Annotated in this window: 24 protein-coding genes; 12 read left to right on the top strand and 12 right to left on the bottom strand. The window is 67.6% G+C overall.

Going from position 1 to position 26,249, the window contains the following annotated elements:
• The coding region (locus tag ACYQ1Z_RS04120) for a hypothetical protein (protein WP_459791222.1) at positions 1 to 190 on the top strand (190 nt) is incomplete at its 5' end.
• 87 nt (positions 191 to 277) lie between these two features.
• Positions 278 to 919 carry a nicotine blue oxidoreductase gene (gene nboR / locus ACYQ1Z_RS04115; RefSeq protein WP_459791221.1) on the top strand — a complete coding sequence of 214 codons (642 nt, stop codon included), beginning with the start codon at positions 278 to 280 and terminating at the stop codon, positions 917 to 919.
• Here nboR and ACYQ1Z_RS04110 read toward each other — a convergent pair.
• The 7 genes from ACYQ1Z_RS04110 to ACYQ1Z_RS04080 all read right to left on the bottom strand — a co-directional run bounded on the left by ACYQ1Z_RS04110 (position 908) and on the right by ACYQ1Z_RS04080 (position 9,860).
• A complete protein-coding gene (locus tag ACYQ1Z_RS04110; RefSeq protein WP_459791220.1) occupies positions 908 to 1,546 on the bottom strand; it encodes a uracil-DNA glycosylase in 639 nt (212 codons plus the stop codon). The genes nboR and ACYQ1Z_RS04110 overlap by 12 nt on opposite strands.
• A gap of 17 nt (positions 1,547 to 1,563) precedes the next feature.
• Positions 1,564 to 2,544, bottom strand: coding sequence for an aldo/keto reductase (locus ACYQ1Z_RS04105; RefSeq protein WP_459791219.1), 981 nt, complete (start codon positions 2,542 to 2,544; stop codon positions 1,564 to 1,566).
• Between the two features lie 102 nt (positions 2,545 to 2,646).
• Positions 2,647 to 5,475 (bottom strand): molybdopterin-dependent oxidoreductase, encoded by a 2,829-nt coding sequence (locus ACYQ1Z_RS04100; protein WP_459791218.1) that lies wholly within the window; start codon positions 5,473 to 5,475, stop codon positions 2,647 to 2,649.
• Between the two features lie 2 nt (positions 5,476 to 5,477).
• Positions 5,478 to 6,407, bottom strand: coding sequence for an FAD binding domain-containing protein (locus ACYQ1Z_RS04095; protein WP_459791217.1), 930 nt, complete (start codon positions 6,405 to 6,407; stop codon positions 5,478 to 5,480).
• Positions 6,398 to 7,624, bottom strand: coding sequence for an XdhC family protein (locus ACYQ1Z_RS04090; protein ID WP_459791216.1), 1,227 nt, complete (start codon positions 7,622 to 7,624; stop codon positions 6,398 to 6,400). Before ACYQ1Z_RS04090 ends, ACYQ1Z_RS04095 begins: the two co-directional genes overlap by 10 nt.
• A 160-nt stretch (positions 7,625 to 7,784) precedes the next feature.
• The gene (locus tag ACYQ1Z_RS04085; RefSeq protein WP_459791215.1) at positions 7,785 to 9,359 is read right to left on the bottom strand and encodes an NCS2 family permease; all 1,575 of its coding nucleotides are present in this window, start codon (positions 9,357 to 9,359) and stop codon (positions 7,785 to 7,787) included.
• Between the two features lie 6 nt (positions 9,360 to 9,365).
• Positions 9,366 to 9,860 (bottom strand): nucleoside deaminase, encoded by a 495-nt coding sequence (locus ACYQ1Z_RS04080; RefSeq protein ID WP_459791214.1) that lies wholly within the window; start codon positions 9,858 to 9,860, stop codon positions 9,366 to 9,368.
• Between the two features lie 409 nt (positions 9,861 to 10,269).
• On the opposite strand from ACYQ1Z_RS04080, the gene ACYQ1Z_RS04075 reads away from it, so the two are divergent.
• Together ACYQ1Z_RS04075 and ligD are read left to right on the top strand one after the other, a co-directional pair.
• Positions 10,270 to 11,637 carry an 8-oxoguanine deaminase gene (locus tag ACYQ1Z_RS04075; RefSeq protein ID WP_459791213.1) on the top strand — a complete coding sequence of 456 codons (1,368 nt, stop codon included), beginning with the start codon at positions 10,270 to 10,272 and terminating at the stop codon, positions 11,635 to 11,637.
• A gap of 31 nt (positions 11,638 to 11,668) precedes the next feature.
• On the top strand, positions 11,669 to 12,913 hold the full coding sequence (ligD, locus tag ACYQ1Z_RS04070; protein ID WP_459791212.1) for a non-homologous end-joining DNA ligase: 1,245 nt from the start codon (positions 11,669 to 11,671) through the stop codon (positions 12,911 to 12,913).
• On the opposite strand, the gene ACYQ1Z_RS04065 is transcribed toward ligD, so the two are convergent.
• Positions 12,910 to 13,098, bottom strand: coding sequence for a hypothetical protein (locus ACYQ1Z_RS04065; protein WP_459791211.1), 189 nt, complete (start codon positions 13,096 to 13,098; stop codon positions 12,910 to 12,912). The genes ligD and ACYQ1Z_RS04065 overlap by 4 nt on opposite strands.
• A gap of 360 nt (positions 13,099 to 13,458) precedes the next feature.
• On the opposite strand from ACYQ1Z_RS04065, the gene pucL reads away from it, so the two are divergent.
• Both pucL and ACYQ1Z_RS04055 read left to right on the top strand, forming a co-directional pair.
• Positions 13,459 to 14,367, top strand: coding sequence for a factor-independent urate hydroxylase (gene pucL, locus ACYQ1Z_RS04060; RefSeq protein ID WP_459791210.1), 909 nt, complete (start codon positions 13,459 to 13,461; stop codon positions 14,365 to 14,367).
• A 135-nt stretch (positions 14,368 to 14,502) separates the two neighbouring features.
• On the top strand, positions 14,503 to 16,008 hold the full coding sequence (locus ACYQ1Z_RS04055) for a nucleobase:cation symporter-2 family protein (RefSeq protein WP_459791209.1): 1,506 nt from the start codon (positions 14,503 to 14,505) through the stop codon (positions 16,006 to 16,008).
• A 76-nt stretch (positions 16,009 to 16,084) separates the two neighbouring features.
• Here ACYQ1Z_RS04055 and ACYQ1Z_RS04050 read toward each other — a convergent pair whose 3' ends face one another.
• Entirely contained in the window at positions 16,085 to 16,840 is a 756-nt protein-coding gene (locus ACYQ1Z_RS04050; protein WP_459791208.1) for an IclR family transcriptional regulator, read from the bottom strand.
• A gap of 209 nt (positions 16,841 to 17,049) precedes the next feature.
• Here ACYQ1Z_RS04050 and ACYQ1Z_RS04045 point away from each other — a divergent pair, with 209 nt between their 5' ends.
• The 5 genes from ACYQ1Z_RS04045 (at position 17,050) to ACYQ1Z_RS04025 (ending at position 23,467) form a co-directional block, all read left to right on the top strand.
• Positions 17,050 to 18,492: a malic enzyme-like NAD(P)-binding protein gene (locus ACYQ1Z_RS04045; protein WP_459791207.1), complete on the top strand. Its 1,443-nt coding sequence runs from the start codon at positions 17,050 to 17,052 to the stop codon at positions 18,490 to 18,492.
• A gap of 34 nt (positions 18,493 to 18,526) precedes the next feature.
• A complete protein-coding gene (gene aceB / locus ACYQ1Z_RS04040) occupies positions 18,527 to 20,125 on the top strand; it encodes a malate synthase A (RefSeq protein ID WP_459791206.1) in 1,599 nt (532 codons plus the stop codon).
• 3 nt (positions 20,126 to 20,128) lie between these two features.
• The gene (locus ACYQ1Z_RS04035) at positions 20,129 to 21,406 is read left to right on the top strand and encodes a DUF6986 family protein (RefSeq protein WP_459791205.1); all 1,278 of its coding nucleotides are present in this window, start codon (positions 20,129 to 20,131) and stop codon (positions 21,404 to 21,406) included.
• 14 nt (positions 21,407 to 21,420) lie between these two features.
• The gene (locus ACYQ1Z_RS04030; protein ID WP_459791204.1) at positions 21,421 to 22,233 is read left to right on the top strand and encodes a bifunctional allantoicase/(S)-ureidoglycine aminohydrolase; all 813 of its coding nucleotides are present in this window, start codon (positions 21,421 to 21,423) and stop codon (positions 22,231 to 22,233) included.
• A 94-nt stretch (positions 22,234 to 22,327) separates the two neighbouring features.
• Positions 22,328 to 23,467, top strand: coding sequence for a serine hydrolase domain-containing protein (locus tag ACYQ1Z_RS04025; protein ID WP_459791203.1), 1,140 nt, complete (start codon positions 22,328 to 22,330; stop codon positions 23,465 to 23,467).
• Between the two features lie 20 nt (positions 23,468 to 23,487).
• On the opposite strand, the gene ACYQ1Z_RS04020 is transcribed toward ACYQ1Z_RS04025, so the two are convergent.
• Positions 23,488 to 24,669 (bottom strand): zinc-dependent alcohol dehydrogenase, encoded by a 1,182-nt coding sequence (locus ACYQ1Z_RS04020; RefSeq protein ID WP_459791202.1) that lies wholly within the window; start codon positions 24,667 to 24,669, stop codon positions 23,488 to 23,490.
• A 198-nt stretch (positions 24,670 to 24,867) separates the two neighbouring features.
• Between ACYQ1Z_RS04020 and ACYQ1Z_RS04015 the strand changes: the two genes are divergently transcribed.
• Positions 24,868 to 25,116: a hypothetical protein gene (locus tag ACYQ1Z_RS04015; RefSeq protein ID WP_459791201.1), complete on the top strand. Its 249-nt coding sequence runs from the start codon at positions 24,868 to 24,870 to the stop codon at positions 25,114 to 25,116.
• A gap of 15 nt (positions 25,117 to 25,131) precedes the next feature.
• Here the strand turns inward: ACYQ1Z_RS04015 and ACYQ1Z_RS04010 are convergent, their stop codons facing one another.
• Together ACYQ1Z_RS04010 and ACYQ1Z_RS04005 are read right to left on the bottom strand one after the other, a co-directional pair.
• The gene (locus ACYQ1Z_RS04010) at positions 25,132 to 25,848 is read right to left on the bottom strand and encodes an HAD family hydrolase (protein WP_459791200.1); all 717 of its coding nucleotides are present in this window, start codon (positions 25,846 to 25,848) and stop codon (positions 25,132 to 25,134) included.
• Positions 25,848 to 26,138, bottom strand: coding sequence for a hypothetical protein (locus tag ACYQ1Z_RS04005; RefSeq protein ID WP_459791238.1), 291 nt, complete (start codon positions 26,136 to 26,138; stop codon positions 25,848 to 25,850). The genes ACYQ1Z_RS04010 and ACYQ1Z_RS04005 overlap by 1 nt, the downstream gene beginning before the upstream one ends.
• Positions 26,139 to 26,249 lie beyond the last annotated feature (111 nt).

Here is a 26,249-nt window from a genome sequence, read left to right as displayed (position 1 = left end):
CTTCTCCGACACCCGCGCAGCAGCCCGCCGCTACTTCAAGAACGACACCCACTCCATCGTGGTCCGTGCCCTTGAAATGCTGGCGCGCCGCGGCGAGGTCGAGGAGGGCGCGCCGTCGTACGCCATGGACCGCTACAAGCTCCTGGACGTCAACGCCGGCACCACGGGCGGGGCTGGCGGCGACGCCTGATCAAGACGGAAGTTTTTGCCCAGGTATGCAGCCTTCCGGGCCGCTTAACCCTGCATACCTGGACAAAAACTCGGTTAGGGTGCGGGTATGGGGACATTCGAGGCAACGCCGGTCGGCCGCAGCACCACCGGGGTTGTGCTGGCTGCCGGGGCAGGGACACGGCTGGGGCTCGGCCCTAAGGCGCTGCTGCCGTACCACGGGCGGCCGCTCGTGGAGGCCGTCGCCGGGACCTTGCTCGACGGCGGGTGCCGCGAGGTGGTGGTGGTCCTCGGCGCGGGTGCATCGGAGGTCGCCGCCGCCGCGGAGCTGGGCCGCTACCGGGTCGCCGTGAATCCCGATTGGGAAACCGGCATGGGCAGTTCCTTCCTCTTGGCGGACCGGACCGCTGACCCGGCAGACCACCTGCTCATCGCCCTCGTGGACCAGCCCGGCCTGGCCCCCGCCACTGTGCGCCGCCTGTTGGCCACGCACCGGCCGGGACGGATCACCGCCGCCGCATACCGCCGTCGGGAAGCAGCCGACGGCGGCGTGCCGCCTGCGCTGCACCGCGGTCACCCATTGCTCATTGATGCCGCACTGCGGGACGCCGTCAGCGCGACGGTCACCGGCGACGCCGGGGCGCGCGGGTTCCTGCAGGCGCACCCTGACCTGGTAGACGAAGTGGACTGCAGCGACCAGTCCACCGGCGAGGACATCGACACCCCGGACCAGCTGGGCCTACTCCAATAGCAGCTGTTCCAGCCCCCGTTTGAATCCGGCCCGCCCGCCGTGGGCGGGATGCCGGATCTTGGGGACGTCCAGGCCATTTCGCAGCAGGCTGCGGTGCGCGACGTTGCCGACGGCCACCACGGTCCGGACTTCAAAAATTTGTGCAAGTTCCTGCCAGAACGGGGTGCCCAGTGCCACCTCCGCCGGCCGTGGCGTCCGGTTGGACTGGGGCTTTCCCGGAAGGTGCGGATGCCAGGGGAATGCACTCCACAGAAGTGGAAGAACATCCAGCTCGGCCAGGACCTGCCACATGACGGTGGCGGTTGGCTCCAGGGGAACTCCGGCAGCGTCAGGCGTAAGCCGATAACCCGCCCCCGCGCCAAACAAACCGAAGCTGTTGGCGGGGCCCTCGAACATGGCCCGGTTGGTGAAGGGAACCCCGGTGAGCCGCATGCCCCGGAATCCCGGCGCCTCCCCCACCAGCAGCACCTCCGGCCGCCGCTCCAGCATCGCGGTCAGGTAGGTTCCCAGGTTGTGCCGGCGCAACGCGTTCGACGGTTGGCTGTGGTCGAAGAAGTTCGTCCAGTCCGGCCCCGCCGGCACCGCCGCCAGCCGGCCAATGAACGCATCAACGGCGGAGGCGGTCACCGGCGTGCTCGAACGGGCTACCAGCGCGGGTGGATCGCGTCGCGGAAGTAGTGGTCGTAAATCCAGCGGACGCCGCCGTCGAACTCCTCGCTAACGGGCACCGAGGCGGCGGCTGCGTTCGCCGTGGCCTGCTCCACGTCGCGGGCGCCAGGAATCACCGTGGTGACGCCGTCCTGCGCGGCGATCCACGCGATGGCGGCCTGGGCGGTGGTGGCGCCGGACGGGACCAGCTGCTCGAACTCCTTCACGGCCTTCAGCCCCAGCTCGTAGTCCACACCGGAGAAGGTCTCTCCGACGTCGAAGGAGTCACCGTTGCGGTTGTAGTTCCGGTGGTCGTTCTCGGCAAAAGTGGTTTCTTTGGAGTACTTGCCGGACAGCAGGCCGGAAGCGAGCGGCACGCGCGCGATGATGCCCACGTTCGCGGCCTTCGCGGCGGGGAGCACCTCGTCGAGGGGCTTGAGCCGGAAGGCGTTCAGGATGATCTGGACGGACGCCGTGCCCTCACGCCGGATGGCTTCGAGGGCCTCGTCGGTCCGTTCCACGCTGACGCCGTAGTTCCGGATGGCGCCTTCGGCCACCAGGGTGTCCAGGGCGTCATACACCTCGTTGTTGCTGTAGACCGGGGAGGGCGGGCAGTGCAGCTGGACCAGGTCCAGGGTGTCGGTGCCCAGGTTCTTCCGCGACCGGTCCACCCACTGGCGGAAGTTGGCCAGGGTGTAGTTTTCCGGGACCTGGTCAACCCGGCGGCCCATCTTGGTGGCCACGGTGATGTCCAGCCCCGGGTTGTCCGCCAGGAACTTCCCGATGGCCTGCTCGCTCCTGCCGTCACCGTAGACGTCCGCGGTGTCGAAGAAGTTCACGCCGGCCTCCACCGAGGCAGCCAGGATGGCCTGCGCCTGCGCAGGGTCCACGTCGCCCCAGTCCGCGCCAAGCTGCCATGTGCCCAGCCCCACGACCGATACGCTGCGTCCGGTCTTGCCTAATATCCGCTGTTCCATCCCTCGACTATATGCAACGATGCAGGGCGGGGTCAGATCCTGCCCGATGATGTCGATCGGGAGGGCGGTATGTGACCCCGCGCCGGTTTGTGGGTGGAACGGCTAGGAGTGGACGTGTTCGGCGGGAACCAGGCCGGCCTCCTTGAGTCCCAGGTAGATCCGGTCCCGCGCGATCGGCAGGGAGGCGAACCGGACTCCGGTGGCGTTCCGGATGGCGTTCGCCAGGGCGGGTGCCACCGGGTTGAAGGGGCTTTCACTCATCGACTTGGCACCCAGCGGGCCGAGGGCGTCGCTGGTATCCGCGAAGTACACCTCACTGCGCGGGACATCCGCGAAGGTGGGGATGTGGTACTGCCGCAGGATGTCCGTGGTGACCCGGCCGGCGTCGTCCACCACCACTTCCTCGTACAGCGCGGCGCCAATGGCCTGGGCGATGCCGCCTTCGATCTGGCCGCGGCACTGGCGCGGATTCACCACAACTCCGGCATCCGCGGCCTGCACGCTCTGCAGGATCTTCAGCTCGCCCGTGCAGCGGTTCACCGCCACCCGGAACCCGTGCACGTTGAACGCGACAGAACGGGGAGTGCCGCCCCAGCGCCCCTCGGCTTCGAGTTCGACGCCGGCATCCGCGGCCGCCTGCGCCAGTTCAGCCAGTGCCACGGGTGTTCCGTCGATGACCACCGCGCCGCCCTCGAGGACGCAGGCAGCGGCCTGGGTCTGCCGGATGCCGGCGGCGAACGCGCGGATGCGGACGGCCAGTTCCTCGGCCGCGGCCAGGGTCGCCTTGCCGGCCACCACGGTTCCGGCCGATCCGAAGGCGCCGGTGTCGTGTTCGATCAGGTCTGTATCGGACTGCCGCACCGCCACCCGCGTGGCATCGGTGGACAGGGCGGTGGCGGCGAGCTGGGCGTGGACCGTGGTGGTGCCGTTGCCGAACTCGGCGGTCCCGACGTCGGCCTGGTACGTCCCGTCGGGCAGGAGCCTGAGGCGGGAATGGGCGAAGTGGCCGCGCGGCGGGACAGTGTCGATCATGGACAGTGCCACGCCTTCGCCGGTCATCCAGTCCGGCCCAGGCTCGTCCAGGCCCGCGGCACGGTAGCGTTCGCGGCCCCGGTCCAGCGCGTCCCGGACCAGGTCCAGGCACTGGTCCAGGCCGTAGCTGCCATAGTGGACGTCCTCCTCGGGGTCCGGCTGGGTGGAGAGCATGTCGTCGCCTTCGCGGACCATGTTCCTGCGGCGGAACTCGAGCGGGTCCATTCCGATGCCCTCGGCGAGCTCGTCCATGGCGGACTCAATAGCGAAGATCATCTGGCTCAGGCCGTAGCCGCGGAACGCACCCGCCGGCACTGTGTTGGTGTACATCGCGTGGGCGTCCACCTTTTTGTTGGCGCACTTGTAGACCGCCAGGGATTCGCCGCAGCCGTGGAACATCACGCCGGGACCGTGGTTGCCGTAGGCACCGGTGTTGGTCAGGACGTCCAGCTCCAGCGCGGTCAGGGCACCGTCCTTGCTGGCCCCTGCCTTGAGCTTGATGGTAAACGGATGCCGGGTGGTGGTGGCGGTGAACTGCTCGGTACGGGTGAGTTCCAGCTGGACGGGCCGCTTCAGTTTCAGGGCGGCAAGCGCCACCAGGTCCTCGGTGAGCACTTCCTGTTTCCCGCCGAAACCGCCGCCCACCCGGCCGGCCACCACGTGGACCTGGTCCTCTTCCAGGCCGAACACCCTGCAGAGGGTGCGGCGGACCAGGAAGGGCACCTGGCTGGAGGTGCGGACCTGGAGCCGGCCGGACTCGTCGACGGAGGCGATGGCCGCGTGGGTTTCCAGGGCGACGTGCTGGACGCGCTGGGTCTGGTAGGTCCGTTCGTGGACGAAGTCGGCCGCCGCGAACCCCTCGGCGGCGCTGCCCAGTTCGGAATGGAGTTCGGCCACAACGTTGCGGTCGGGCCGGGAGATGCGGGAGGTCGTGCCGTCCTTGTTCCCGTGGACCAGGGGCGCGCCGGGCCGCAGGGCGTCCTGCGGTGTGAACACGGCGGGAAGCACCTCGTAGTCCACGGCCAGGGCCCGGACGCCGGCTTCCGCCGCGGCAACGGATTCGGCGACGACGGCGGCCACGCGCTGCCCGATGAACCGCACCACGTCATCCAGCACCCGCGTGTCGTCCGGGTCGTCAGTGAAGAGCTCGTGCTGCGCCGTGGAAAAGAGCTGCGACGGGGCATCCTCGTGGGTGAAGACTGCCACCACGCCCGGAACGGCCAGGGCCGCCCGGGTATCAATGGAGCGGACCCGGGCGTGCGCGTGCGGCGAACGGAGGATCTTCAGGTGCAGCAGGGCCTGCTGCTGGTCGGCCGGAAGGTCGAGGGTGTAGCGGGCGGCACCGGTGACCACGGCCCGGCTGGCGGGGGCGGGGACGTCGTCGCCAAGCCGCCCGGGTTCCGGATCCGGCTGGCTTGCCCCGGCGATGCCCGAGCCCTGCCCCTTGGGATCGGGGTGCCCGGCGTCCCCACAGACGGCGTCGGCGATGGCACGGTAACCGGTGCAGCGGCAGAGGTTGCCCTTGAGGTTCCGCGGCAGGTTGTCCTTCTGTTCCTCGTCGAACGTTGCCGCGGTCATGACCATGCCGGCGGTGCAGAAGCCGCACTGGAAGCCCTGGCGTTCCAGGAACTGCTGCTGCACCGGGTGCAGGTCACCGCCCGCGCCGCTTGTGGCTGCCAGGCCCTCAATGGTGGTGACCGAATGCCCCTCGGCCCTGACGGCCGGGTAGATGCAGCTGTGGACCGGAGTGCCGTCCACGTGGACTGTGCAGGCGCCGCAGTCGCCGCCGTCGCAGCCCTTCTTCACGCCGGTGTTGCCCTGCTCGCGGAGGAAGGTCCGCAGGCACTGTCCCGGGCGGGGTGCGGCGTCGGACAGTGTGCCGTTGATTTCGATGGCCATGCTCAGGCCCCTTTCGGAAGTGCGTTGCGGCCGCCGGAAGGAAGCGCCTGTGGGGGCCAGAAGTCGCCGGACACCTGCAGCCCGGGAGCGCCGTCCGGAGCGGCCAGCTCGGTACGGATCTCCTCCGCCAGCCGGTAGGTCATGTCCCGGCGCCAGGCGGGCAGGCCGTGGATGTCGTCGTGGTAAAGGTCCATGGGGATGGTGTCGTCGAGCGCTGCGGCCAGCCGGTCGGCGCCAGGGAGCGTATCGAAGCGAAGCTGCACGGGCCGTTTGGTCGAGGCGGTGACCGTGAGGACCAGCGAGGTGCCGCCGTCGAGCCTTCCGATGAGGAGCACCCCGGACCTGCCGAGGTTGCTCAGCGACAGGCGTCGGAACGCCACCCGGGAGGCAAGGGCCGACGCCGGCAGGTGGACGCTGCGGAGCAGCTCTCCGGGCGCCAGGCAGTTTTCGGCATTGCCCGTGACGAAGTCCGCTACCGGGACCGTGCGGGTGCCGCCGCCGGGACCGAGGACGGTGGCTACAGCGTCCAGTCCGGCGCAGAGTGAGGTCATGGGTCCGGCGGGCAGGGAAGTGCAGATGTTGCCGCCCACTGTGGACATGTTCCACACCTTGAAGGACGCGACGAAGGAGTCGCAGCACGGCTGGAACAGGTCCAGGCCCGGCCAGGCCCGGCCTGCGGTTTCGGCTGATCCGGGAAGGCTGTACAGCCGGGCGACCGTGCAGGTGGCGGCGAGGTCGATGCCGTCGGCGGTGACGGTGACCGGTTCCCAGCCTGCCTGCCCGAGGTCGAGGAGGCGCCGCAGCGGCCGCGGCCCGAAGGCGAGGCTGCCGTAGGAGAAGAGGACCGTTCCGCCGGCGAGCCAGGCGTCGCCGTCGCGCCATTGTGCGGGGTCGGTGGTGGGGACCACCGCCTCGATGGTGTTCATGTCCATGCGATCTCCTGGGGAGTGTGGTGTGTGGGCACCGGCCGGGTAGTTATTGGTATTGGCGGGTGCGGTTGATGGATGGGACCGGACATGTCGCGAAGCGGGATGCACTTGGAAGCACCGTTCCGGGCGGCGACCAGTTCCGCGGTGATGGACACCGCTACTTCGGCGGGGGTGACGGCGCCGAGGTCCAGACCGATGGGTGAATGCAGTTGGGCGATCCGTTCCGGGCGGACGCCGGCGGCGAGGAGTTCGTCCACCCGCTGCAGGTGGCTCCGCCGGGACCCCATGGCGCCGACGTAGGCAAGGTCCAGGGCCAGGGCCGCTTCGAGGAGCGGGATGTCGAACTTGGGGTCATGGGTGAGGACGGCCGCGACGGTGCGGCTGTCCAGGCGCCCGGCGGCGGCCTCCGCGGCGAGGTAGCGGTGCGGCCAGTCCCGGACCACCTGGTCCGCGGCGGCGAACCGCGGCTGGTTCGCGAAAGCCGGGCGGGCATCGACGAGCGTCACGTGGTAGCCGAGCAACTTGGCGGCGGGCACCAGGGCGGCACCGAAGTCGTTGGCGCCAAATACGAGCATGCGTGGCGGGGCGAGGCGGGATTCCACCAGGACCGCCGGGCCGGCTTCCAGGCCCGCGTCCGCCTGGTCCGGAGGGCAGGTTCCAAGCCCGACCAGGCCCGCTCCCCCGCGGCGCACCAGCGCCTGGACCTGCCGGAGCGGCTCACCGGACAGGAAACTTCCCAGCTCCGCCGCTCCCGCTGCTGCGTTCGCCGGATCGGACAGCACGACGGCGGCAGGCACCGGGGTGCCCAGCGTCCGGACCAGCGCCACGGGTTCGTCCGGCGTGAGGCCGGCGAGCTGCAGCAGGGCGGTGCGGAGGGAATGGGCCGGGCGTCCGGGGACTTCGGCGTGGACCGGCTCAATGTGGATGTCCAGCTGTCCGCCGCAGGTGAGGCCGGCGGCGAACGCGTCCGCGGAACTGAAGCCGAAGGACTTCCGGCGCGTGCCGCCGTCGTCCATGGCTTCCTGGGCGAGCGCTACGACGGCGCCCTCAACGCAGCCGCCGGAGAGGCTGCCCAGCACCTCGCCGGTTGCGGCGACGAGCATGGACGTTCCGACGGGGCGGGGCACCGAGCCCGAGGCAGCCACGATGGTGGCAACCGCGAACTGCCGGCCTGCGAGCCGCTGTGCCCAGGCACCGGCCGAGGGGATCAGGTCAAGCATGGCGGCACTCCTTCTTCCGCGCGGCGGTGGTGTCCATTGTCGTTCCTGTCAGGTGGTTCGGAAAGCATGTGGTTCGGAAAGCATGTTGGGTGGTGCGTTGCCGGCCCGGACACCCGTGTCCCTTTTAAGGAGCGCGGATGCCCGGGGCCGGTATGCGGGACTACCCGCCGAGCAGCAGGTTGATGGGCCCGCGGGCGAAGTACACCAGGAACCCGGCGCTGACCGCCCACATCAGCGGGTGGATCTTCTTTGCCTTGCCTGAGGCAGCGCCAATGATGGCCCAGCTGACGAAGCCCACCCCGATGCCGTTGGCGATCGAATAGCTCAGCGGCATCGTCACGATGGTGAGGAAGGCCGGCAGCGCCACGGTGAACTTGGTGAACTTGATTTCGCGGATCTGCGCCATCATCATTGCGCCCACCACCACCAGGGCGGCAGCGGCGACTTCCAACGGAACCACGCTGGTCAGCGGCGTGAGGAACATCGAGCCGAGGAAGAGCACACCGGTGACCACGGAGGCCAGGCCGGTGCGGGCGCCTTCGCCGATCCCGGCCGCGGAGTCGATGTACACGGTGTTGGAGGAACCGGAGGTGGCACCGCCGGCGACGGCGCCGAAACCTTCCACGATGAAGGCCGACTTGAGCCGCGGGAATGTCCCGTCCTTGTGCGCGACGCCGGCGCTCTTGGCCAGGCCGGTCATGGTGCCCATGGCGTCGAAGAAGTTGGTGAACACCAGCGTGAAGACCAGCATGGTGGCAGCGAGTCCGCCGATCCGGGCGAACGAGCCGAAGAGGTCGAACTGGCCCACGAGCCCCAGGTCCGGCGCCGAAACCAGTTGGCCGGACAGGACCGGGGTGTTCAGGTGCCAGCCGCCGGGGTTGGTGGCGCTGGCGGGGCCGATCTTGAAGACGGCTTCGACGATGGCGGCCAGCACGGTGGTGCCGACGATGCCGATGAGGAGGCCGCCCTGGACCTTGCGCGCCACCAGGATGCCCATGCTGAGCAGGCCGATGACGAACACCAGCGTGGGCAGCGAAGTGATGGAGCCGCCGTCGCCCAGCTGGACGGGAGGCCCGCCGGCCGTGGGGCGGACGAAGCCGGAGTCCACGAAACCGATGAAGGCGATGAACAGGCCGATGCCCACGGTGATGGCGGCCTTAAGTTCCTTGGGGACGGCGCGGAAGATCGCGGTGCGGGCACCGGTGACGCCGAAGAGGACGATCAGGATGCCGTTGATCACCACCAGGCCCATGGCCTCGGCCCAGGTGACCTCCTGGATGACCGAGACCGCCAGGAAGGAGTTGATGCCCAGGCCTGCGGCCAGGCCGAACGGAAGGTTGGCGATGAGGCCGAAGAGGATGGTCATGACGCCGGCGGTGAGGCCGGTGACGGCGCCCACCTGGGCGGCGGTGAGCCAGCCTCCGGCGACGTCGGTGGGGGCGTTGTCCGCGCTGAATCCGCCCAGGATCAGGGGGTTCAGGATGACGATGTATGCCATGGTGAAGAAGGTGACCAGGCCGCCGCGGAATTCACGGGCCAGCGTTGAGCCGCGCCGGCTGATGTGGAAGAAGCGGTCAAGGAGGTTCTCCGGCGCCGGCGCGATGCTTCCTTGCCGTCCCCGCCCGGTTGCCGTCTGCGTGTCGCGTGCCGCTGCGGGCTCTGCGCTGTTGTTCCCGTTGGGGAAGAGCGCAGCCTGCTTTTCAGCGGAATTGTCCAGGATTGTCATGTCAGCCACCGGGCCCTAGTAGTCGATCCTGGTTTCGAGCGTGTTCCAGGTGTTAAAGGGCTCCAGTGGTGCCGGGGCCTGGGGGTCGCCCAGCTCCAGCTTGGAGACCGGCATCAGGGAGTCCCTGTCCTGGTTGTCGAAGTATTCGTAGAAGACGGCGTCGTCGAACCCAACGGACGCGGCGTCGTGCCGGTCGGCGGCGTAGACAACGCGTTCCACGCGGGCCCAGAGGGCGGAGGCCAGGCACATGGGGCATGGCTCGCAGCTGGTGTAGAGGACCGCGCCGCTGAGGTCGAAGGTGCCGAGCTCGCGGCAGGCGGTGCGGATCGCGGTGACTTCCGCGTGGGCGGTGGGATCGTTGTCCGCGGTAACGCGGTTGACGCCGTCGAACGTTTTGCCGTCCGCGGTGACGATCATGGCGCCGAAGGGCCCGCCGCTGTTGAGGACGTTGGCCGTTGCCAGCCGGATGGATCTGGCCAGGAACTGCTCGGCCGTGACGGTGGTACTCATGATGCGACTTCCTTTTGCCGGGAAGCCTGTTTGCCGTTGTGCAGGACCAGTAAAACCAGGTGCGAACGGTTACCAGGCTTCAGCATGTGCTGTGAAGGTTAAGTTGCGCCTGGTAGATAGCTTCCCGGAGTCCGGGTGCCCGCCTTTGGCAGAATCGAGATTAGCACCGGATTGTGGTCCGCGCCATAGTTTTCTGGAAACTTAATTTCGCGATGTGAAATCCGTGTTTCGTGGTGCTAACTCCTGCGGTCACATTCGGCGGCGTTGACCGCAGCCCGCCGGTTCCCTACGCTGAACGCACCCGCACCGCCCGCCTCACGCAGGCTGGCGCCGGGCACCTGGATCAGCAGACAGGGCCTCACTGAGCTGGATTTACCCCCCTTACTTGGCTCAGACAAGGACACCTCCCATGACGCACACCGCTCCCGCCGCTTCCCGACTGTGGATCAGGAATCCGCTGGCCGCCTTTACCGCGAATGGCCTTGATGCTTCGGGCGGGATTGTGGTCAGCAAGGGCGTGATCACCGAGGTCCTCGCCGCCGGACAGCAGCCCTCCGGGCCCTGCACCGAAACGTTCGACGCCGGCAGCCACGTCCTGCTGCCCGGACTGATCAACACGCACCACCACTTCTACCAAACCCTGACGCGCGCCTGGGGGCCGGTGGCCAACGTCCCGCTGTTCCCTTGGCTGCAGAACCTGTACCCCGTATGGGCCCGGCTCACCCCGAAGGACCTTGAACTCGCCACTACCGTGGCGCTGGCCGAACTGCTGCTCTCCGGCTGCACCACTGCCGCCGACCACCACTACCTCTTCCCCGCCGGCCTCGAGGACGCCATCGACATCGAGGTGGAGGCCGTGCGCCGGCTGGGCATGCGCGCCACCCTCACGCGCGGGTCCATGACGCTGGGAACGGACGACGGCGGCCTGCCGCCGCAGTCAACCGTTCAGGCACCGGAAGCGGTGCTGGCGGACAGCGAACGGCTGATCGGGCAGTACCACGAGCGCGGCGATGATGCCGTGATCCAGATTGGACTGGCCCCCTGCTCGCCGTTCTCCGTGACCAAGGAGATCATGGCCGAAAGCGCAGGCCTCGCAGAACGGCTGGACGTGCGGCTCCACACCCACCTGGCCGAAACCCTGGACGAGGAGGAGTTCTGCCGGGAAATGTTCGGGCTGCGGACTGTCGACTACCTCGACAGCGTGGGCTGGCTGACGGACCGCACCTGGCTGGGGCACGGCATCCACTTCAGCGACGAAGAGATCACCCGCCTCGGCGCGGCGCGGACCGCCGTCGCGCATTGCCCCACCTCCAACATGCGGCTGGCCTCGGGCACCGCGCGGGTGCTGGAACTGGAGGACGCGGGAGTCCCGGTGGGGCTGGGAGTGGACGGTTCGGCGTCGAACGATGCCTCCAACATGATCCTCGAAGCCCGGCAGGCCCTGTACCTGCAGCGGCTGCGGTACGGCGCGGATGTGCCGGTGGAGCGGGCGCTCGGCTGGGCCACCCGCGGCTCGGCAGCGGTCCTGGGGCGCTCGGGGCTGGGCCAGCTGGCGCCTGGCATGCAGGCGGACCTTGCACTGTTCAAACTCGACGATCTGCGCTTCTCCGGCAGCCACGACCCCATCGCCGCCCTGCTCCTCTGTGCAGCGGACCGGGCAGACCGGGTGATGGTGGGCGGACAGTGGCGCGTGGTGGACGGGCAGATTCCGGGACTGGACATCGCGGGGCTGATCGCTGAGCACTCGGCGGCGGCAAAGAGGCTGGTCAACGGCTGACAGGCAGCAGGCCCGCTGCTAGCGTGGCGGCATGACTCCGTCAAAGACGCCGGCCGAGATCCTGGACCTCGATGGTGAGGAGGTCCGGATCTCGAGCCCGGACAAAGTGGTGTTCCCGGAACCCGGGCTGACCAAGCTTGACCTGGTGCGCTACTACGTTGCCGTGGCGGACGGCGCCCTGCGCGGTGCGGGCGGCCGGCCGATGGTGCTCAAGCGTTTCCCGAAGGGCATTAATGAGGAACCGTTCTTCCAGAAGCGCGTTCCGGAGAACCACCCTCCGTACATCGACACCACCACCCTGCACTATGCCTCAGGCACATCAGCCGAGGAAGCCGTCATCCGGAACGCCGCCGGGCTGGCATGGGTGGTAAACCTCGGCTGCCTGGACCTGAATCCCCATCCCGTGCGGGCCGAGGACCTGGAGCACCCGGACGAGCTGCGGGTGGACCTGGACCCGATGCCGGGCGTGGACTGGGCGCAGATCGTGGATGTCGCCTACGTGGCTCAGGAGGTCCTGGATGACGTGAACCTGGTGGGTTGGCCGAAAACCAGCGGGTCCCGCGGCCTGCACATCCTGGTGCGGATTGCGCCGCACTGGTCCTACAAGGAAGTCCGCCTGGCCGCGGAGACCCTGGCCCGGGAGGTGGAGAACCGGGCTCCGGGCCTGGCCACCGCGCGCTGGTGGAAGGAGGAACGCGGCGAGAGCGTGTTCGTCGACTTTAACCAGAACGCGAAAGACCGCACCGTCGCTTCTGCCTACTCAGTGCGCGCCCTCCCGGATGCGCGGGTTTCCACGCCGCTGTCGTGGGACGAGGTCCGCACCGTCCGGCCTGAACGGTTCACGGTCCCCACGGTGCTGGAGCGGTTCGCCGGGATCGGCGACCCACATGCGGGCATTGATGAAGCGGCGGGTTCCCTGGACGGGCTGCTGGCCCTGGCGAAGGAACTGGGCCCGGCCGAGAAGGCACCACGCGGCGCGAACGGCACCGGACGCCGTCAGCCGGTGATGCCGCTGATTGAAGTGGCACGCACCAGGACCAAGCCGGAGGCACTCGCCGCGCTGGAGGAATGGAAGTCGGGGCACGCCGCCGTCGTGAAATCCCTGCAGCCCGCGGATGTCCTGGTGGACGGGATGCGCGGGTCCAGTTCGCTGTGGTACCGCGTCCGGGTCAACCTGCAGCACGTTCCCGAGGCGGAGCGTCCCGCCCAGGAAGAGCTGGTCGCGGATTACGACCCCTGGGCCGGCAAGGAGTGGCCGGGCCGCCCGGGAGCTTAGCGCCGCTGGCGGCCGAAGCCGGGAAGGGCCGAGATCCAGCGGGAGAACCTGCCCGGTTCGTGCCCGCGGTCCTCAGGAACATAGAAATCCGGGTCCGTTCCGCCGCCGAGGGGGAGGTAGAACTCCTGGACGGCCGGAGCCGCCGTGTTCGCCGGTGCAACCTGCTGTGTGTCCTGCTGGTACATCTGATCCTCCTCGAATATCTCGATAAGTTCCGTCTTGCGGAAATCAATTTTTGCTATACGAAAAGACTAGGATTGCTTTGGCGTGGCGTCAATAGGGGTTCACGGGACTGGAGGTCCCCGTGGTCACAAACTGATTTTTGAAGTTGTGATGTACACCACCGGCTTGCGGGGGTACGCTGGAAGGCAACTCGTGGCGCAGGTCACGTAACCTGGGAGCAGCAGGCAGGGTCGTAATGAGCTGGCATCAATGGATGCCGGCTCTTTTTTGTTGGGTCGGCTCCACCGGAAACGCGCTCGAAATGCGCGCTTAATTTCAGTGATGGAACCTTGGTTCCACTTACCGGAGATTGGGAAAAGACCATGAGCAGCAAGATCATCCTCGGCGAAAACCAGTACGGCAAGGCCGAAGTCCGCGTCGTCAAGATCACCCGGGACACCAACCGCCACGAGATCGAGGACCTGAACGTCACCTCGCAGCTGCGCGGCGACTTCACCGCGGCCCACCTCGAGGGCGACAACGCCCATGTGGTGGCCACGGACACCCAGAAGAACACCATTTACGCCTTCGCCCGCGACGGCATCGGCTCCCCCGAAGCATTCCTGCTGCGCCTGGGCGAGCACTTCACCTCCAGCTTCGACTGGGTCACCGGCGGCCGCTGGGAAGCCGAGTCCTACGCCTGGAACCGGATCCAGGCCCACGGCAGCGAACACGACCACTCGTTCGTCCGCAACGGCCAGGAAGTCCGCACCGCCGTCCTGGTCCGCGACGGCGCCGACACCCACCTCATTTCGGGGCTGAAGGACCTGACCGTCCTGAAGTCCACGCAGTCCGGGTTCGTGGGCTACCCTCGCGACCGCTACACCACGCTGCCGGAAACCACGGACCGGATCCTCGCCACGGACGTTTCCGCCCGCTGGCGCTTCAAGTCCGGCACCGACTTCAGCGCGCTGGACTTCAACAAGAGCTACGACGACGTCAAGGGGCTCCTGCTCGAAGGCTTCACCGAAAAGTACTCCCACGCCCTGCAGCAGACCCTGTTCGACATGGGCACCAAGGTCCTGGAGGCGCACAGCGAGATCGACGAGATCAAGTTCTCCATGCCCAACAAGCACCACTTCCTGGTGGACCTCACGCCGTTCGGCCTGGACAACCCGAACGAGGTCTTCTACGCCGCTGACCGCCCCTACGGCCTGATCGAGGCCACCGTCCAGCGCGACGACGCCACCGCGGCGCCCGCAGCCTGGTCCGGTATCGCCGGCTTCTGCTAGACCCCGCCTTGGTTTCGACGGGCTCAACCGCCGGTGGTTGAGCCCGTCGAAACCATCCAGGATCTCGAGCTCTACCCGTTAGCCAGACCCAGTTAGCCAGACGATGACGTCTGCCATGAACCCAGAAAGTCTGCCATGAACACCAAGAAGAAACTCGCCGCGGCGGCCGCCGGAAAAGGCGCCCAGCAGGCCCGCCCGGAGGACCAGCGGCTCTCCATCGGAAGCACGTTCGCTTACGGCTTCCAGCACGTCCTCACCATGTACGGCGGAATCATCGCACCGCCCCTGATCATCGGCGCGGCGGCGGGCATGAGCTCGCAGGACATCGGCCTGCTGATCGCGGCGTGCCTGTTCGTCGGCGGCCTGGCCACCATCCTGCAAACCGTCGGCATCCCCTTCTTCGGTTCACAGCTTCCGCTGGTCCAGGGCGTCTCCTTCGCAGGTGTGTCCACCATGGTCGCGATCGTCCACGGGGGCGGCGGAATCCAGGCGGTGTTCGGCTCGGTCATCGCCGCCTCCCTGATAGGCCTGCTGATCACCCCGCTGTTTTCGAAGATCATCCGGTTCTTCCCGCCCGTTGTCACCGGTACTGTCATCACCACCATCGGCCTGACACTCATGCCCGTCGCAGCCAACTGGGCGATGGGCGGCAACAGCAAGGCCGAAAACTACGGCAGCATGGCCAACATCGGCCTCGCCGCCGCCACCATGGCCATCGTCCTGCTCCTGAGCAAGGTGGGCAGCGCCGCCATTTCCCGGCTCTCGATCCTGCTGGCCATGGTCCTGGGTACCGTCATCGCCTTCGTCTTCGGCATGGCCGACTTTTCCAAAGTGGGCCAGGGCGAGATCGTCGCCTTCCCCACGCCGTTCGCCTTTGGTCCACCCACGTTCGAGATCGCGGCCATCATTTCCATGCTGATCGTCATCCTGGTCACGCTGACCGAAACCTCCGCGGATATCATCGCCGTCGGCGAGATCGTGGGAACCAAGGTGGACTCGAAGCGCATCGGCGACGGCCTCCGTGCCGACATGCTCTCCAGCGCCATCTCCCCCCTGTTCAACTCCTTCACCCAAAGCGCCTTCGCCCAGAACGTCGGCCTGGTCGCCATCACGGGCGTGAAGAGCCGCTTCGTGGTCAGCGCCGGCGGCCTGATCCTGGTGATCCTCGGCCTGCTGCCCGTCCTGGGCCGCGTGGTCGCAGCGGTGCCGACGCCCGTCCTGGGCGGCGCCGGCGTCGTCCTCTTTGGAACGGTGGCCGCCAGCGGCATCCGCACCCTGTCCAAGGTGGAGTACAAGAACAACATGAACCTGATCATCGTGGCGGCGTCCATCGGGTTCGGCATGATTCCCATCGCCGCCCCGGCGTTCTACGACCAGTTCCCGTCCTGGTTCGGCACCATCTTCCACTCCGGCATCAGCTCTGCCGCTGTAATGGCCATCCTGCTGAACCTGCTGTTCAACCACCTCCGCGCCGGCAATTCGGACAACCAGTCCGTCTTCGTCGCCGGCACCGAGCGAGTGGTCCAGGAGCAGGACATCAAGTGCCTGATGGACGGCGACCGCTTCGAGGGCGGCAAGCTCATCGACTGCGACGGCAAGGAAGTTCGGGTCGAGTCCTCCGCCAAGGCGTCCGAGCACTAAAGCCAAACCACGGCGGCCCGCACCTTTTCGCGAAAGGTGCGGGCCGCCGTCGTTCCTGACCCCAGACCGGAGGGGGTTAGGCGCGGTTCAGCTCTGCGGAGATGGCCTGGGCGGCCTCACGCAGGACCGGCACCGCCTTGTCGGCAAAGTGCTCGTCCACCCGGGACACCGGGCCGGAAACGGAGATTGCGGTCGGCGTCGGAGCGTTGGGCACGGCCATGGCGAAGCAGCGGACGCCGAGTTCCTGCTCCTCCTCGTCAATGGAGTAGCCACGCTCGCGGATGAGCTTGAGGTCGGCCAGGAGCTCCTCCACGTCGCCGATGCTCTTGGGGGTGGGCGTGGGCATTCCCGCACGGGACACGATGCCGCGGACGGTATCGTCGTCGAGCTGGGCCAGGATGGCCTTTCCGACGCCGGTAGCGTGCGTATGGGCGCGGCGGCCCACCTCGGTGAACATGCGCATGGAGTGCAGGGACGGCACCTGCGCCACGTAGATCACCATGTCCGAGTCCAGCACGGCCATGTTGGAGGTCTCCCCCAGCCGGTCCACCAGGGTCTTCAACTGCGGCCGCGCCAGGGCGCCGAGCTGCTTGTTGGCCCCCTCGCCCAGCCGGATCAGCCGGGGACCGAGGGCATACCTGCGGTTGGGCAACTGGCGGATGTAGCCCAGTGCCACCAGGGTGCGCAGGAGCCGGTGGATTGTCGGGAGCGGAAGGTCCGTTGACGAAGACAGCTCACTGAGGGTGACATCGCCGCCCGCGTCAGTGATCAGCTCCAAGAGTTCGAAGACGCGTTCAACGGACTGCACGCCTCCAGCGGCTTTTTCAGCCATGTACCAGTCTCCTGTGACTCGGATTCCGACAAGTCTTATCCGCATCGTGAAAAGAATTGCCCTTGTGCTCTCAAGATACCGCACCGAACCTTCCGGCGCGACGGACGGCCAAGGGCTTGTGTTTCCACAAAGTAGATAATAATATCCATAATACGAAAACATTCGGATTTGAGCAGCAGCACCGACCCGGCCTACCAGGAGGACATTCAATGGCGAACCCCAGCCCCGGAAACTCGATCACCCTGCGCGTTGAAGCACCGTCCAGCTTCAGCGCCACCAGCGAGCTGGCAGCAGCCGTCGGCGCAGCCGGCGCCGCCATCACCGCCCTGGACGTGAGCGAATCGCACCACGAGACCCTCGTGGTCGACGTCACCTGCAACACCACCGACGACGCGCACGCCGCGCGCGTCAAGGACGCCCTGAACGCCCTCGAGGGCGTCACCGTCCAGCACGTCTCCGACCGCACCTTCCTCATGCACCTGGGCGGCAAGCTCGAGGTCGTCCCCAAGGTGGCCCTGCGCAACCGCGACGACCTCTCCCGCGCCTACACGCCCGGCGTCGCACGCGTCTGCCTGGCCATCGCCGAGGACCCGGCCGCAGCGCGCAACCTGACCGTCAAGCGGAACACCATCGCCGTCCTCACCGACGGTTCGGCCGTCCTGGGCCTGGGCAACATCGGCCCCGCCGCCGCCCTTCCCGTCATGGAAGGCAAGGCCGCCCTCTTCAAGCAGTTCGCCAACGTGGACGCCTGGCCGGTCTGCCTGGACACCCAGGACACCGAAGAGATCATCCGGATCGCCAAGGCCATGGCCCCCGTTTACGGCGGCATCAACCTGGAGGACATCGCCGCACCGCGCTGCTTCGAGATCGAAAACCGGCTCCGCGAAGAGCTGGACATCCCGGTCTTCCACGATGACCAGCACGGCACCGCCATCGTCACCCTGGCTGCCTTGGTCAACGCCCTGCGCGTGGTGGACAAGAAGCTGTCCGAGGTCCGGATCGTCGTCTCGGGCGTCGGCGCCGCCGGCTCGGCAATAATCCAGCTCCTCAAGGCCCAGGGCGCGCAGCACATCATCGCTGCCGGACGCTCCGGGGCAATCCACGCGGGTGAAAAGTACGACGACGAGCACCGCACCTGGATTGCCGCGAACACCAACCAGGACGGTTTCTCCGGCAGCCTGCATGACGCCCTCAAGGGAGCCGACGTGTTCATCGGCGTCAGTGCCCCGCACGTGATCGGCGAGGAGCAGGTCGCCTCGATGGCGGAGGACGCCATTGTGTTCGCCATGGCCAACCCCACGCCGGAAATCGATCCCGTTGTCGCATCCAGGCACGCCGCCGTCGTGGCCACCGGCCGCAGCGACTTCCCCAACCAGATCAACAACGTGCTGGCATTCCCCGGTTTCTTCCGCGGCCTGCTGGACGCCGGAGCATCCGACATCACGCCGGAGATGCTGGTGGCCGCCGCCGAGGCGATCGCCAACCGGGTGGCTGACGACGAGCTAAATGCCAGCTACATTATCCCCAGCGTCTTCGATCCCCATGTGGCCTCCGACGTGGCTGCAGCGGTGGCCGCGGCCGCGCGCAATGCCGACGTGGCAACCGCTGCCGAAGGTACCGGGGTTCCCGTCGCCGCCCTGGCCAACGCCTGACCGCACGACTTCCAGCCAAAGGAAAGGACCAGAAATGGCCATCACCGTCACAGATCCCCGGCCGATCAACCGCGCCGAGGAGATCCTCACCCCCAAGGCGCTGGCGTTCGTGGAGGAGCTTCACAACCGCTTTGCCGGTACCCGCAACGAACTCCTGAAGGCCCGCATCGAAAAGCGGCAGCGCGTCGCCGAAACCGGCAAGCTGGACTTCCTGCCTGAGACCAGGGACGTACGCGAGGGCGACTGGAAGGTTGCCCCCGCACCTGCTGCCCTGCAGGACCGCCGCGTTGAAATGACCGGCCCGGCTTCCCCGGCGAAGATGGCCATCAACGCCCTCAACTCGGGCGCCAAGGTGTGGCTCGCCGACCTCGAGGATGCCAGCACCCCCACCTGGGCCAACGTCATCGACGCCCTCCTCAACCTGCGCGACGCCGCCCAGGGCACCCTCAGCTACACCTCCGACGAAGGCAAGGAGTACCGCCTCCGCACCGACGCGCCGCTCGCCGTCGTGGTGGCCCGCCCCCGCGGGTGGCACATGCAGGAGAAGCACCTGCTGATCAACGGCGAACCGGCCGTGGGTGCGCTGGTGGACTTCGGCCTGCACTTCTTCCACATCGCCAAACAGCTCGTCCTCAACGGCCAGGGCCCGTACTACTACCTGCCCAAGATGGAGAGCCACCTCGAGGCGCGGCTGTGGAACGACATCTTTGTCTTCGCCCAGGACTACCTCGGCCTGCACCAGGGCACCATCCGCGCCACTGTCCTGATCGAGACCATCCCGGCCGCGTTCGAGATGGACGAAATCCTGTACGAGCTCCGTGACCACGCCTCCGGCCTGAACGCCGGCCGCTGGGACTACCTGTTCAGCATCATCAAGTACTTCCGCGACGCCGGCGAGGAATTTGTCCTGCCGGACCGCGCCTCCGTGGTGATGACCGCCCCCTTTATGCGCGCCTACACCGAACTGCTGGTGAAGACCTGCCACAAGCGCGGCGCCTTTGCCATGGGCGGCATGGCCGCCGTTATCCCGAACCGCCGCCACCCCGAGGTCACCGCGGCCGCCTTCGAGAAGGTCCGGGCGGACAAGACCCGCGAGGCCAACGACGGCTTTGACGGTTCCTGGGTCGCGCACCCGGACCTCGTACCCACCTGCCGCGAGGTGTTCGATGCCGTGCTCGGCGACAAGCCGAACCAGGTGGACAAACAGCGCCCGGAAGTTTCCGTCACGGCAGAGCAGCTCCTCGATGTCACCTCCGCTGAAGGCCAGGTCACGGAAGCCGGCCTGCGCCTGAACCTGTATGTGGCCATCGCCTACACGGCCGTCTGGCTCTCCGGAAACGGTGCCGTGGCCATCCACAACCTGATGGAGGATGCCGCCACCGCTGAGATCTCCCGGTCCCAGGTGTGGCAGCAGATCCGCAACAAGTCCATCCTGGCCGACACCGGCAACACCGTGACCAAGGAACTGGTGGAGCGGATCCTCGGCGAGGAATCCGAGCGGCTCCGCACCGAGTTCGGCGACGAAGCGTTCCGCCGCTATTACCAGCCCGCCAGCGAACTGATTGCCGACATCTGCCTCTCGGACGACTACACGGACTTCCTCACCACCCCTGCATACGAACTGGTGGGCTGAGGAATGGCCGCAGCACCCAGGCCCTCGCTCTCCGCGGGGGACCTCGCGCAGATCGATGGGCAGCTGGCCGCCACGGACCGGCTGCTGGAGCAGAACTACCCCGGCGACGACGGCTCCCGCCAGCCCGTGCACACGGTGTACGTGCCCGCGGACCGCTTCACGGCGTCGTTCGCTGCCGGCTGGGGCGCCGAAGCGGTGGCGACGGCGGACGCGCACGGCGGGTTCGAACGGCTGGGCGCACTGCTTGGCCAGGACGCCGGCCTCGCCGGGGCCGTCGCCTCGCGCGTCGCCTCGAAGCTCTCGACCGAACCGATCGAGGACCTGCGCCTCGACTTCGAGGACGGCTTCGGGGACAGGGGCGACGACGCCGAGGACGCCGCCGCGGTTGCTGCCGCATCCGCGGTGGCACAGGCGGTCGCGGCCGGGTCCGCTCCCCCGTTCATCGGGATCCGGTTCAAGTGCTTCGAAGCCGCAACACGTGCCCGCGGCCTGCGGACCCTGGACCTGTTCGTCTCCGGCCTCGCCGCGGCGGGTGAACTGCCGGACGGCCTGGTCCTGACCCTGCCCAAGGTCACCACGGTGGCGCAGGTGCAGGCCATGGAGTACGCAGTCTCCCGGCTCGAGGAAGTCCACTCCCTGCCCGCCGGCCGGCTCCGCTTCGAGGTGCAGGTGGAAACCCCGCAGCTGATCCTCGGCCCGGACGGCACGTCGCCGGTGGCCCAGCTGCCGCACGCCGTGCCCGGCAGGATCAGTGGATTGCACTACGGCACGTACGACTACTCGGCGTCGCTGCAGATCTCCGCTGAATACCAGTCCATGGAGCACCCGGTGGCTGACTTCGCCAAGGAAGTCATGCAGCTGGCCGTGGCCGGGACCGGCATCCGGCTCTCCGACGGGTCCACCAACATCATTCCGGTGGGCGACAACGTGGAGAACGCCTGGCAGCTGCACGGCCGGCTGGTCCGGCGGTCACTGGAGCGCGGCTACTACCAGGGCTGGGACCTGCACCCGGCCCAGCTGCCCAGCCGGTTCGCCGCCACCTACGCCTTCTACCGTGAGGGCCTGCCAGCCGCAGCCGCCCGCCTGCGCAACTATGTGGAACGCACCGAGGGCGGTGTCATGGACGAGCCCGCCACCGCCCGGGCCCTGGCCGCGTTCGTGCTCCGGGGTGTCCAGTGCGGCGCCGTGGGAGCCGAGGAAGTCCAGGCGCTTGCCGGCGTCGGAATTCCGCAGCTCACCGCGCTGGCCCACCCGCGGCTCGCCACCACTTCCAACTCCTAAGCAAAGGATCTTCCATGGGCAAGTACTACTACCCGCAGGGCGGGCTGCCGCCGCAGACCCACCTCACCACCGAGCGCGCCATTGTCACCGAGGCGTACACGGTCATCCCCAAGGGCGTGCTGACGGACATCGTCACCTCCAACCTGCCGGGCTTCGCCAACACCCGCTCGTGGATCATCGCCCGTCCCATCTCGGGCTTCGCCACCACGTTCTCGCAGCTGATCGTGGAGATCGGTCCGGGCGGCGGGGCACCCCGCGCCGAATTCGAGGAAGGTGTGGAAGGCGTCGTCTTCGTCACCAAGGGCACCGTCAACCTCACCCTGGACGGCGAGCTGCACAAGCTGGAGGAGGGCGGCTACGCCTACCTCGCCGCCGGCGCGCAGTGGGGGCTGGAGAACGTCTCCGACGACATCGTCTCCTTCCACTGGATCCGCAAGGCGTACGAACGCCTCGAAGGGTACGAGGCCAAGTCCTTCGTCACCAACGAAAAGGACGTGGAGCCGACGTCGATGCCGGACACCAACGACGTCTGGAAGACCACCCGGTTCACGGACTCAAGCGACCTGGCCCACGACATGCAGGTAAACATCGTGACGTTCCAACCCGGCGGCGTCATCCCGTTCCCGGAAACCCACGTCATGGAGCACGGCCTGTACGTCCTGGAGGGCAAGGCCATGTACCTGCTGAACAACGACTGGGTGGAGGTGGAGGCTGGTGACTTTATGTGGCTGCGCGCCTTCTGCCCGCAGGCCTGCTATGCCGGTGGCCCGGGCGAGTTCCGGTACCTGCTCTACAAGGACATGAACCGGCAGGTGCGCCTCACCTAAAGCGCCCACCCCACCCAACCAGATAGCGCCAGCTGTCGTTTTGGATCCTCGAAACGACAGTTGGCGCTACCTTGTTGGGGGGAGAATTTGTTCTATGGGTACATGGCGGTACCGCGGCGGAATGCGGGTCGCGGCCGCCCTGGCCGCGGTCCTGCTCGCGTCCGGCTGCATCGGGAACCCCGATCCGCCGGACCAGGACAAGCCCGCGGCGTTCGCCCAGCTCGAGGCCTTCAGCGCCCGGATGCTTGAGGAAGGTGCGCCCGCGGTCCTGATCGAGGTCAAGTATGGCGGCCGGACCTGGACGCACGCGGCAGGCGTCCGCAGCCTTGACAGCAAAGAGCCCGCCGCCGTGTCGGACCCCATCCATGCGGGGACCATCACCGAGTCCCTGGCGGCGGTTTCGGTCCTTAAGCTCGTGGAGGAAGGCCGGATCAGCCTGGACGGGCAGGTCACTTCATACCTGCCCGATGTCGCAAGGATATTGCACCCGCCCGGCCCGGTGACGGTCCGCCAGCTTTTGTCCCATGAATCCGGGGTACCCGATTTCACGCTTCCGCTGCTTGCCTCCGGGCCGTGGGAGCAGGCCACCGGCCAACGGCTGGACCTGGAACGGCAGCTTGCCCTGGCGGGGTCGGTGCCGTGGCGCGGGCGGCTGGCGCAGGTGTTCGACTACTCGCGCACCGACTACTCGGTGCTTGCCCTGCTGGTGGAGCGGCTGCGCGGCAGGCCTTTCCGGGAGGTCCTTGCCTCGGATGTCACCCGCCCGTTGGGCCTGGCGGCAACAAGGCTCGACGGCGGCACCCCGCCCCGGTCCATGCTCCACGGGTACGTGACGGTCAACGGCGAGCGCATGGACGTTACGCAGCGGCCCTGGCTTGCGGACAATGCGTCCGCGGGGGCGGTGTCGACGGTCCAGGAAATCAACACCTTCTACGCGGCCCTGCTGCAGGGGAAGCTCCTGGCGCCGGAGACGGTCCAACAGATGCAGGCCGGCTACCAGCTCTTCTACGGATACGCCCTCCGCCGGTGGAACAACACCTGCAACAACCGCTTCTACTACGGGCTCCCGGGGGACACGGACGGTTACGGGACGGTGGCGGCTACCAGCGAGGACGGCCGGAAGCAGCTGGCGATGACAGTCGCCTACCCGCCCGCGCCACCCACGCTGGAAGCCAACCCGCTGATACTTGAGATTCAGGACGCCGCCCTGGCCGCCCTGAACAGCCTGTGCTGACCAGGCCGGCGGGCACTTGCTCAGGTGCCGGGGTTGAGGACCACCTTGATGCAGCCGTCTTCCTTCTTCTGGAACTTCTCGTAAAGGGCGGGCGCCCCTTCCAGGCCTGAACGGTGGGTGACCAGGTCCATCACACCCAGCGGATCGGCGTCGTCCTCCACCAGCGGCAGGAGGTCGTCGGTCCAGCGCCGCACATTGCACTGGCCCATCCGCACCTGGATCTGCTTGTCGAACAGGGTGAGCATCGGCATCGGGCTGGCCTGGCCGCCATACACGCCGCTCAGGGACAGCGTCCCGCCGCGGCGCACGGCGTCGATGGCCGTGTGGAGGGCGGCCAGGCGGTCCACGCCCGCGGTTTCCATGGCCTTTTGCGCCAGCTTGTCCGGCAGGAGTCCGAGCGCCTGGTGGGCGAAACCGGCCACCGGCGAACCATGGGCTTCCATACCGACGGCGTCCACCACCGCGTCAGGTCCGCGGCCGGCGGTCCGCTCCCGAAGTTCGTCGCCGATCGCCTTGGTGTAGTCGAGCGTTTCGACGCCATGCCGCTCCGCCATCGCCCGGCGTTCGGGAACCGGGTCCACGCCGATGACAGTGAAGCCGCGCTGCACGCCGATACGGGCGGTGAACTGGCCTACGGGCCCCAGTCCGAAGACGGCGAGGGTGCCGCCGGGCTGGACGTCGGCGTACTCCACGGCCTGCCAGGCGGTGGGCAGGATGTCGGAGAGGAAGAGGTAGCGCTCGTCGGGCAGTTCGGTTCCGACTTTGACGGGGCCGTAGTCGGCATGGGGTACGCGCAGGTATTCGGCCTGTCCTCCCGGGACGGAGCCGTACAGCTCGGAGTAGCCAAAGAGGGCAGCCCCGGAGCCCTTTTCCTTGACCTGCGTGGTTTCGCACTGGGACTGCAGGCCCATACTGCACATGTAGCAGTGGCCGCACGAGATGTTGAACGGCACCACCACACGGTCGCCGGGCCGGAGGTTGGTGACGGCGCTGCCCACTTCTTCGACGATGCCCATTGGCTCATGGCCGATCACGTCACCCTTGTGCATGTAGGGACCGAGGACCTCGTACAGGTGCAGGTCGGAACCGCAGATCGCCGTCGAGGTGATGCGCACGATGGCATCGGTGGGCTCCTGGATCACGGGGTCCGGCACTTCCTCCACGCTTACGGAGCGCTTTCCTTGCCAGGTCAGTGCTTTCACGGTTTCCCTTTCTCTCGGATGCTCCTGAGGGCGGAATGCCCGTCCCTTGACGCTACCGAATCCGCGGCCAAAAAGTAAGCATGCTGATCAAATACTTGTGGTCCGGCCCGGGGGCTTCTAGCGTAGGAGGGGCCAGTGGCGCGTCACGCGCACTGCACTATGCCGACGGAACACCACGCCGAGCGAAAGAGGAGCAACATGTCGCTGTACCAGCCTGAACCGGTCGAGATTTCCACCCGCATGCGGCCCGGCGAATGGACGGAAGCCAGCCTTGAGGAACTCGTCAACAGTTACCGCACGAGGATTGTCGAAATGGGCGCCAGCGCGGCGGACATCGTCACGGACGTGGAGCGGAACGACGACGGCTCCGTGAAGGTCGCGGTGTCCTGGGCCAAGCCCGCAGATGCAGGGGATGAGGACACTGTTGCCGGCGGGCAAACGCTCTGACAGCGGGTTCGGGACCTACCCGGCCGGCTGAAGCAGCTTGCCGACGGCGCTTGAGGCCAGGTTTTGCAGGAGGTCCCGCGGGCCCTCGTAAACCTCCACGGCCCCCGCGTCGCGGAGCTCGGCGGCGCTGACGCCGCCGCACGTCACACCCACGGCAGGGATGCCCAGCGCCGCCGCGGCCATCATGTCCCACACGGCGTCGCCGACGAAAACGGCGTCTCCCGCATCAACGCCAATGGCTTCAAGGGCGGCCACCAGGATGTCCGGCGCCGGCTTGCTCTCCTCCGCGTCATTGGCGCTGGTGGCTCCGTCAATGGAGACTTCGGAATCCAGGATGGACTTCATGACCTGGAGATCCTTCTTTCGGGCGGAGGACGCGAGCGCGACGGCGAGTCCGGCGTCATGGCACGCCGCGAGCAGTTCGCGGGCGCCGTCGAACGCGCGCAGCCCGGGCCAGTGGGAGGCATACAGCGCGCCGTGGCTCGCCATGACCTCCTTGTCTTCGGCCTTGTCCCGGCCGGGGGGCAGGAGGCTGTCCACCAGCCTGTCCCCGCCCATGCCCACAAAGTGGTGGATGGAGGCCATCGGGATGTCGTAGCCGAACTGCCGGAAGGCTCCCCACCAGGAAATGGTGTGGATGTAGGACGAATCGATCAGCGTTCCGTCAACATCAAAGAGCACCCCCCGGCGGCGCCCGCCAGGGGGTGGTGCGGAGCGGGATGCCTCGGCCATCAGCCGACCGCTGCCCGCTTGGATTCCGGGGCCCGCTGCCGCCGGACGGCTTCCTCCTTGGGTGTGCTGACCGGCCGCACGCGGTCCCTGATGACCGTCCCGGCGCCGTCGCGGCTTTTATCCCGGATCAGGCCCGTGCCGGCGATTTCCCGCGCCATCGCCACGCCGGCCACCGCAGCCCTTTTGGTGGGGAAAGTGACCGAGATAGCCATCAGGTTCCCGGCGCCATCCATCATCCGGACCCTGTAGCCGCCGTCGGGCGCGTCCACGAGCTCAAAATACCCGGCCATACAAATCACTCCTCCGTCAGTCACGGCGCTGTGCTCTTTTGGAGCACCCCATGAGGTGTTAGTAAGTATACTTATCTATTCTGCGATGGAGAAGTTCAGTCCCTTTTCCGC

Source organism: Arthrobacter sp. AD-310 (genome assembly GCF_054656615.1).
This window is presented reverse-complemented; position numbering and strand designations above follow the sequence as displayed.

Excerpts from the sequence above, each read along its gene's own strand:
- nboR (WP_459791221.1), top strand. The coding sequence starts at position 278 with ATGGGGACATTCGAGGCAACGCCGGTCGGCCGCAGCACCACCGGGGTT.
- ACYQ1Z_RS04105 (WP_459791219.1), bottom strand. The coding sequence starts at position 2,544 with ATGGAACAGCGGATATTAGGCAAGACCGGACGCAGCGTATCGGTCGTG.
- ACYQ1Z_RS04100 (WP_459791218.1), bottom strand. The coding sequence starts at position 5,475 with ATGGCCATCGAAATCAACGGCACACTGTCCGACGCCGCACCCCGCCCG.
- ACYQ1Z_RS04095 (WP_459791217.1), bottom strand. The coding sequence starts at position 6,407 with ATGGACATGAACACCATCGAGGCGGTGGTCCCCACCACCGACCCCGCA.
- ACYQ1Z_RS04090 (WP_459791216.1), bottom strand. The coding sequence starts at position 7,624 with ATGCTTGACCTGATCCCCTCGGCCGGTGCCTGGGCACAGCGGCTCGCA.
- ACYQ1Z_RS04080 (WP_459791214.1), bottom strand. The coding sequence starts at position 9,860 with ATGAGTACCACCGTCACGGCCGAGCAGTTCCTGGCCAGATCCATCCGG.
- ACYQ1Z_RS04075 (WP_459791213.1), top strand. The coding sequence starts at position 10,270 with ATGACGCACACCGCTCCCGCCGCTTCCCGACTGTGGATCAGGAATCCG.
- ligD (WP_459791212.1), top strand. The coding sequence starts at position 11,669 with ATGACTCCGTCAAAGACGCCGGCCGAGATCCTGGACCTCGATGGTGAG.
- ACYQ1Z_RS04065 (WP_459791211.1), bottom strand. The coding sequence starts at position 13,098 with ATGTACCAGCAGGACACACAGCAGGTTGCACCGGCGAACACGGCGGCT.
- pucL (WP_459791210.1), top strand. The coding sequence starts at position 13,459 with ATGAGCAGCAAGATCATCCTCGGCGAAAACCAGTACGGCAAGGCCGAA.
- ACYQ1Z_RS04055 (WP_459791209.1), top strand. The coding sequence starts at position 14,503 with ATGAACACCAAGAAGAAACTCGCCGCGGCGGCCGCCGGAAAAGGCGCC.
- ACYQ1Z_RS04050 (WP_459791208.1), bottom strand. The coding sequence starts at position 16,840 with ATGGCTGAAAAAGCCGCTGGAGGCGTGCAGTCCGTTGAACGCGTCTTC.
- ACYQ1Z_RS04045 (WP_459791207.1), top strand. The coding sequence starts at position 17,050 with ATGGCGAACCCCAGCCCCGGAAACTCGATCACCCTGCGCGTTGAAGCA.
- aceB (WP_459791206.1), top strand. The coding sequence starts at position 18,527 with ATGGCCATCACCGTCACAGATCCCCGGCCGATCAACCGCGCCGAGGAG.
- ACYQ1Z_RS04035 (WP_459791205.1), top strand. The coding sequence starts at position 20,129 with ATGGCCGCAGCACCCAGGCCCTCGCTCTCCGCGGGGGACCTCGCGCAG.
- ACYQ1Z_RS04030 (WP_459791204.1), top strand. The coding sequence starts at position 21,421 with ATGGGCAAGTACTACTACCCGCAGGGCGGGCTGCCGCCGCAGACCCAC.
- ACYQ1Z_RS04025 (WP_459791203.1), top strand. The coding sequence starts at position 22,328 with ATGGGTACATGGCGGTACCGCGGCGGAATGCGGGTCGCGGCCGCCCTG.
- ACYQ1Z_RS04015 (WP_459791201.1), top strand. The coding sequence starts at position 24,868 with ATGTCGCTGTACCAGCCTGAACCGGTCGAGATTTCCACCCGCATGCGG.
- ACYQ1Z_RS04010 (WP_459791200.1), bottom strand. The coding sequence starts at position 25,848 with ATGGCCGAGGCATCCCGCTCCGCACCACCCCCTGGCGGGCGCCGCCGG.
- ACYQ1Z_RS04005 (WP_459791238.1), bottom strand. The coding sequence starts at position 26,138 with ATGGCCGGGTATTTTGAGCTCGTGGACGCGCCCGACGGCGGCTACAGG.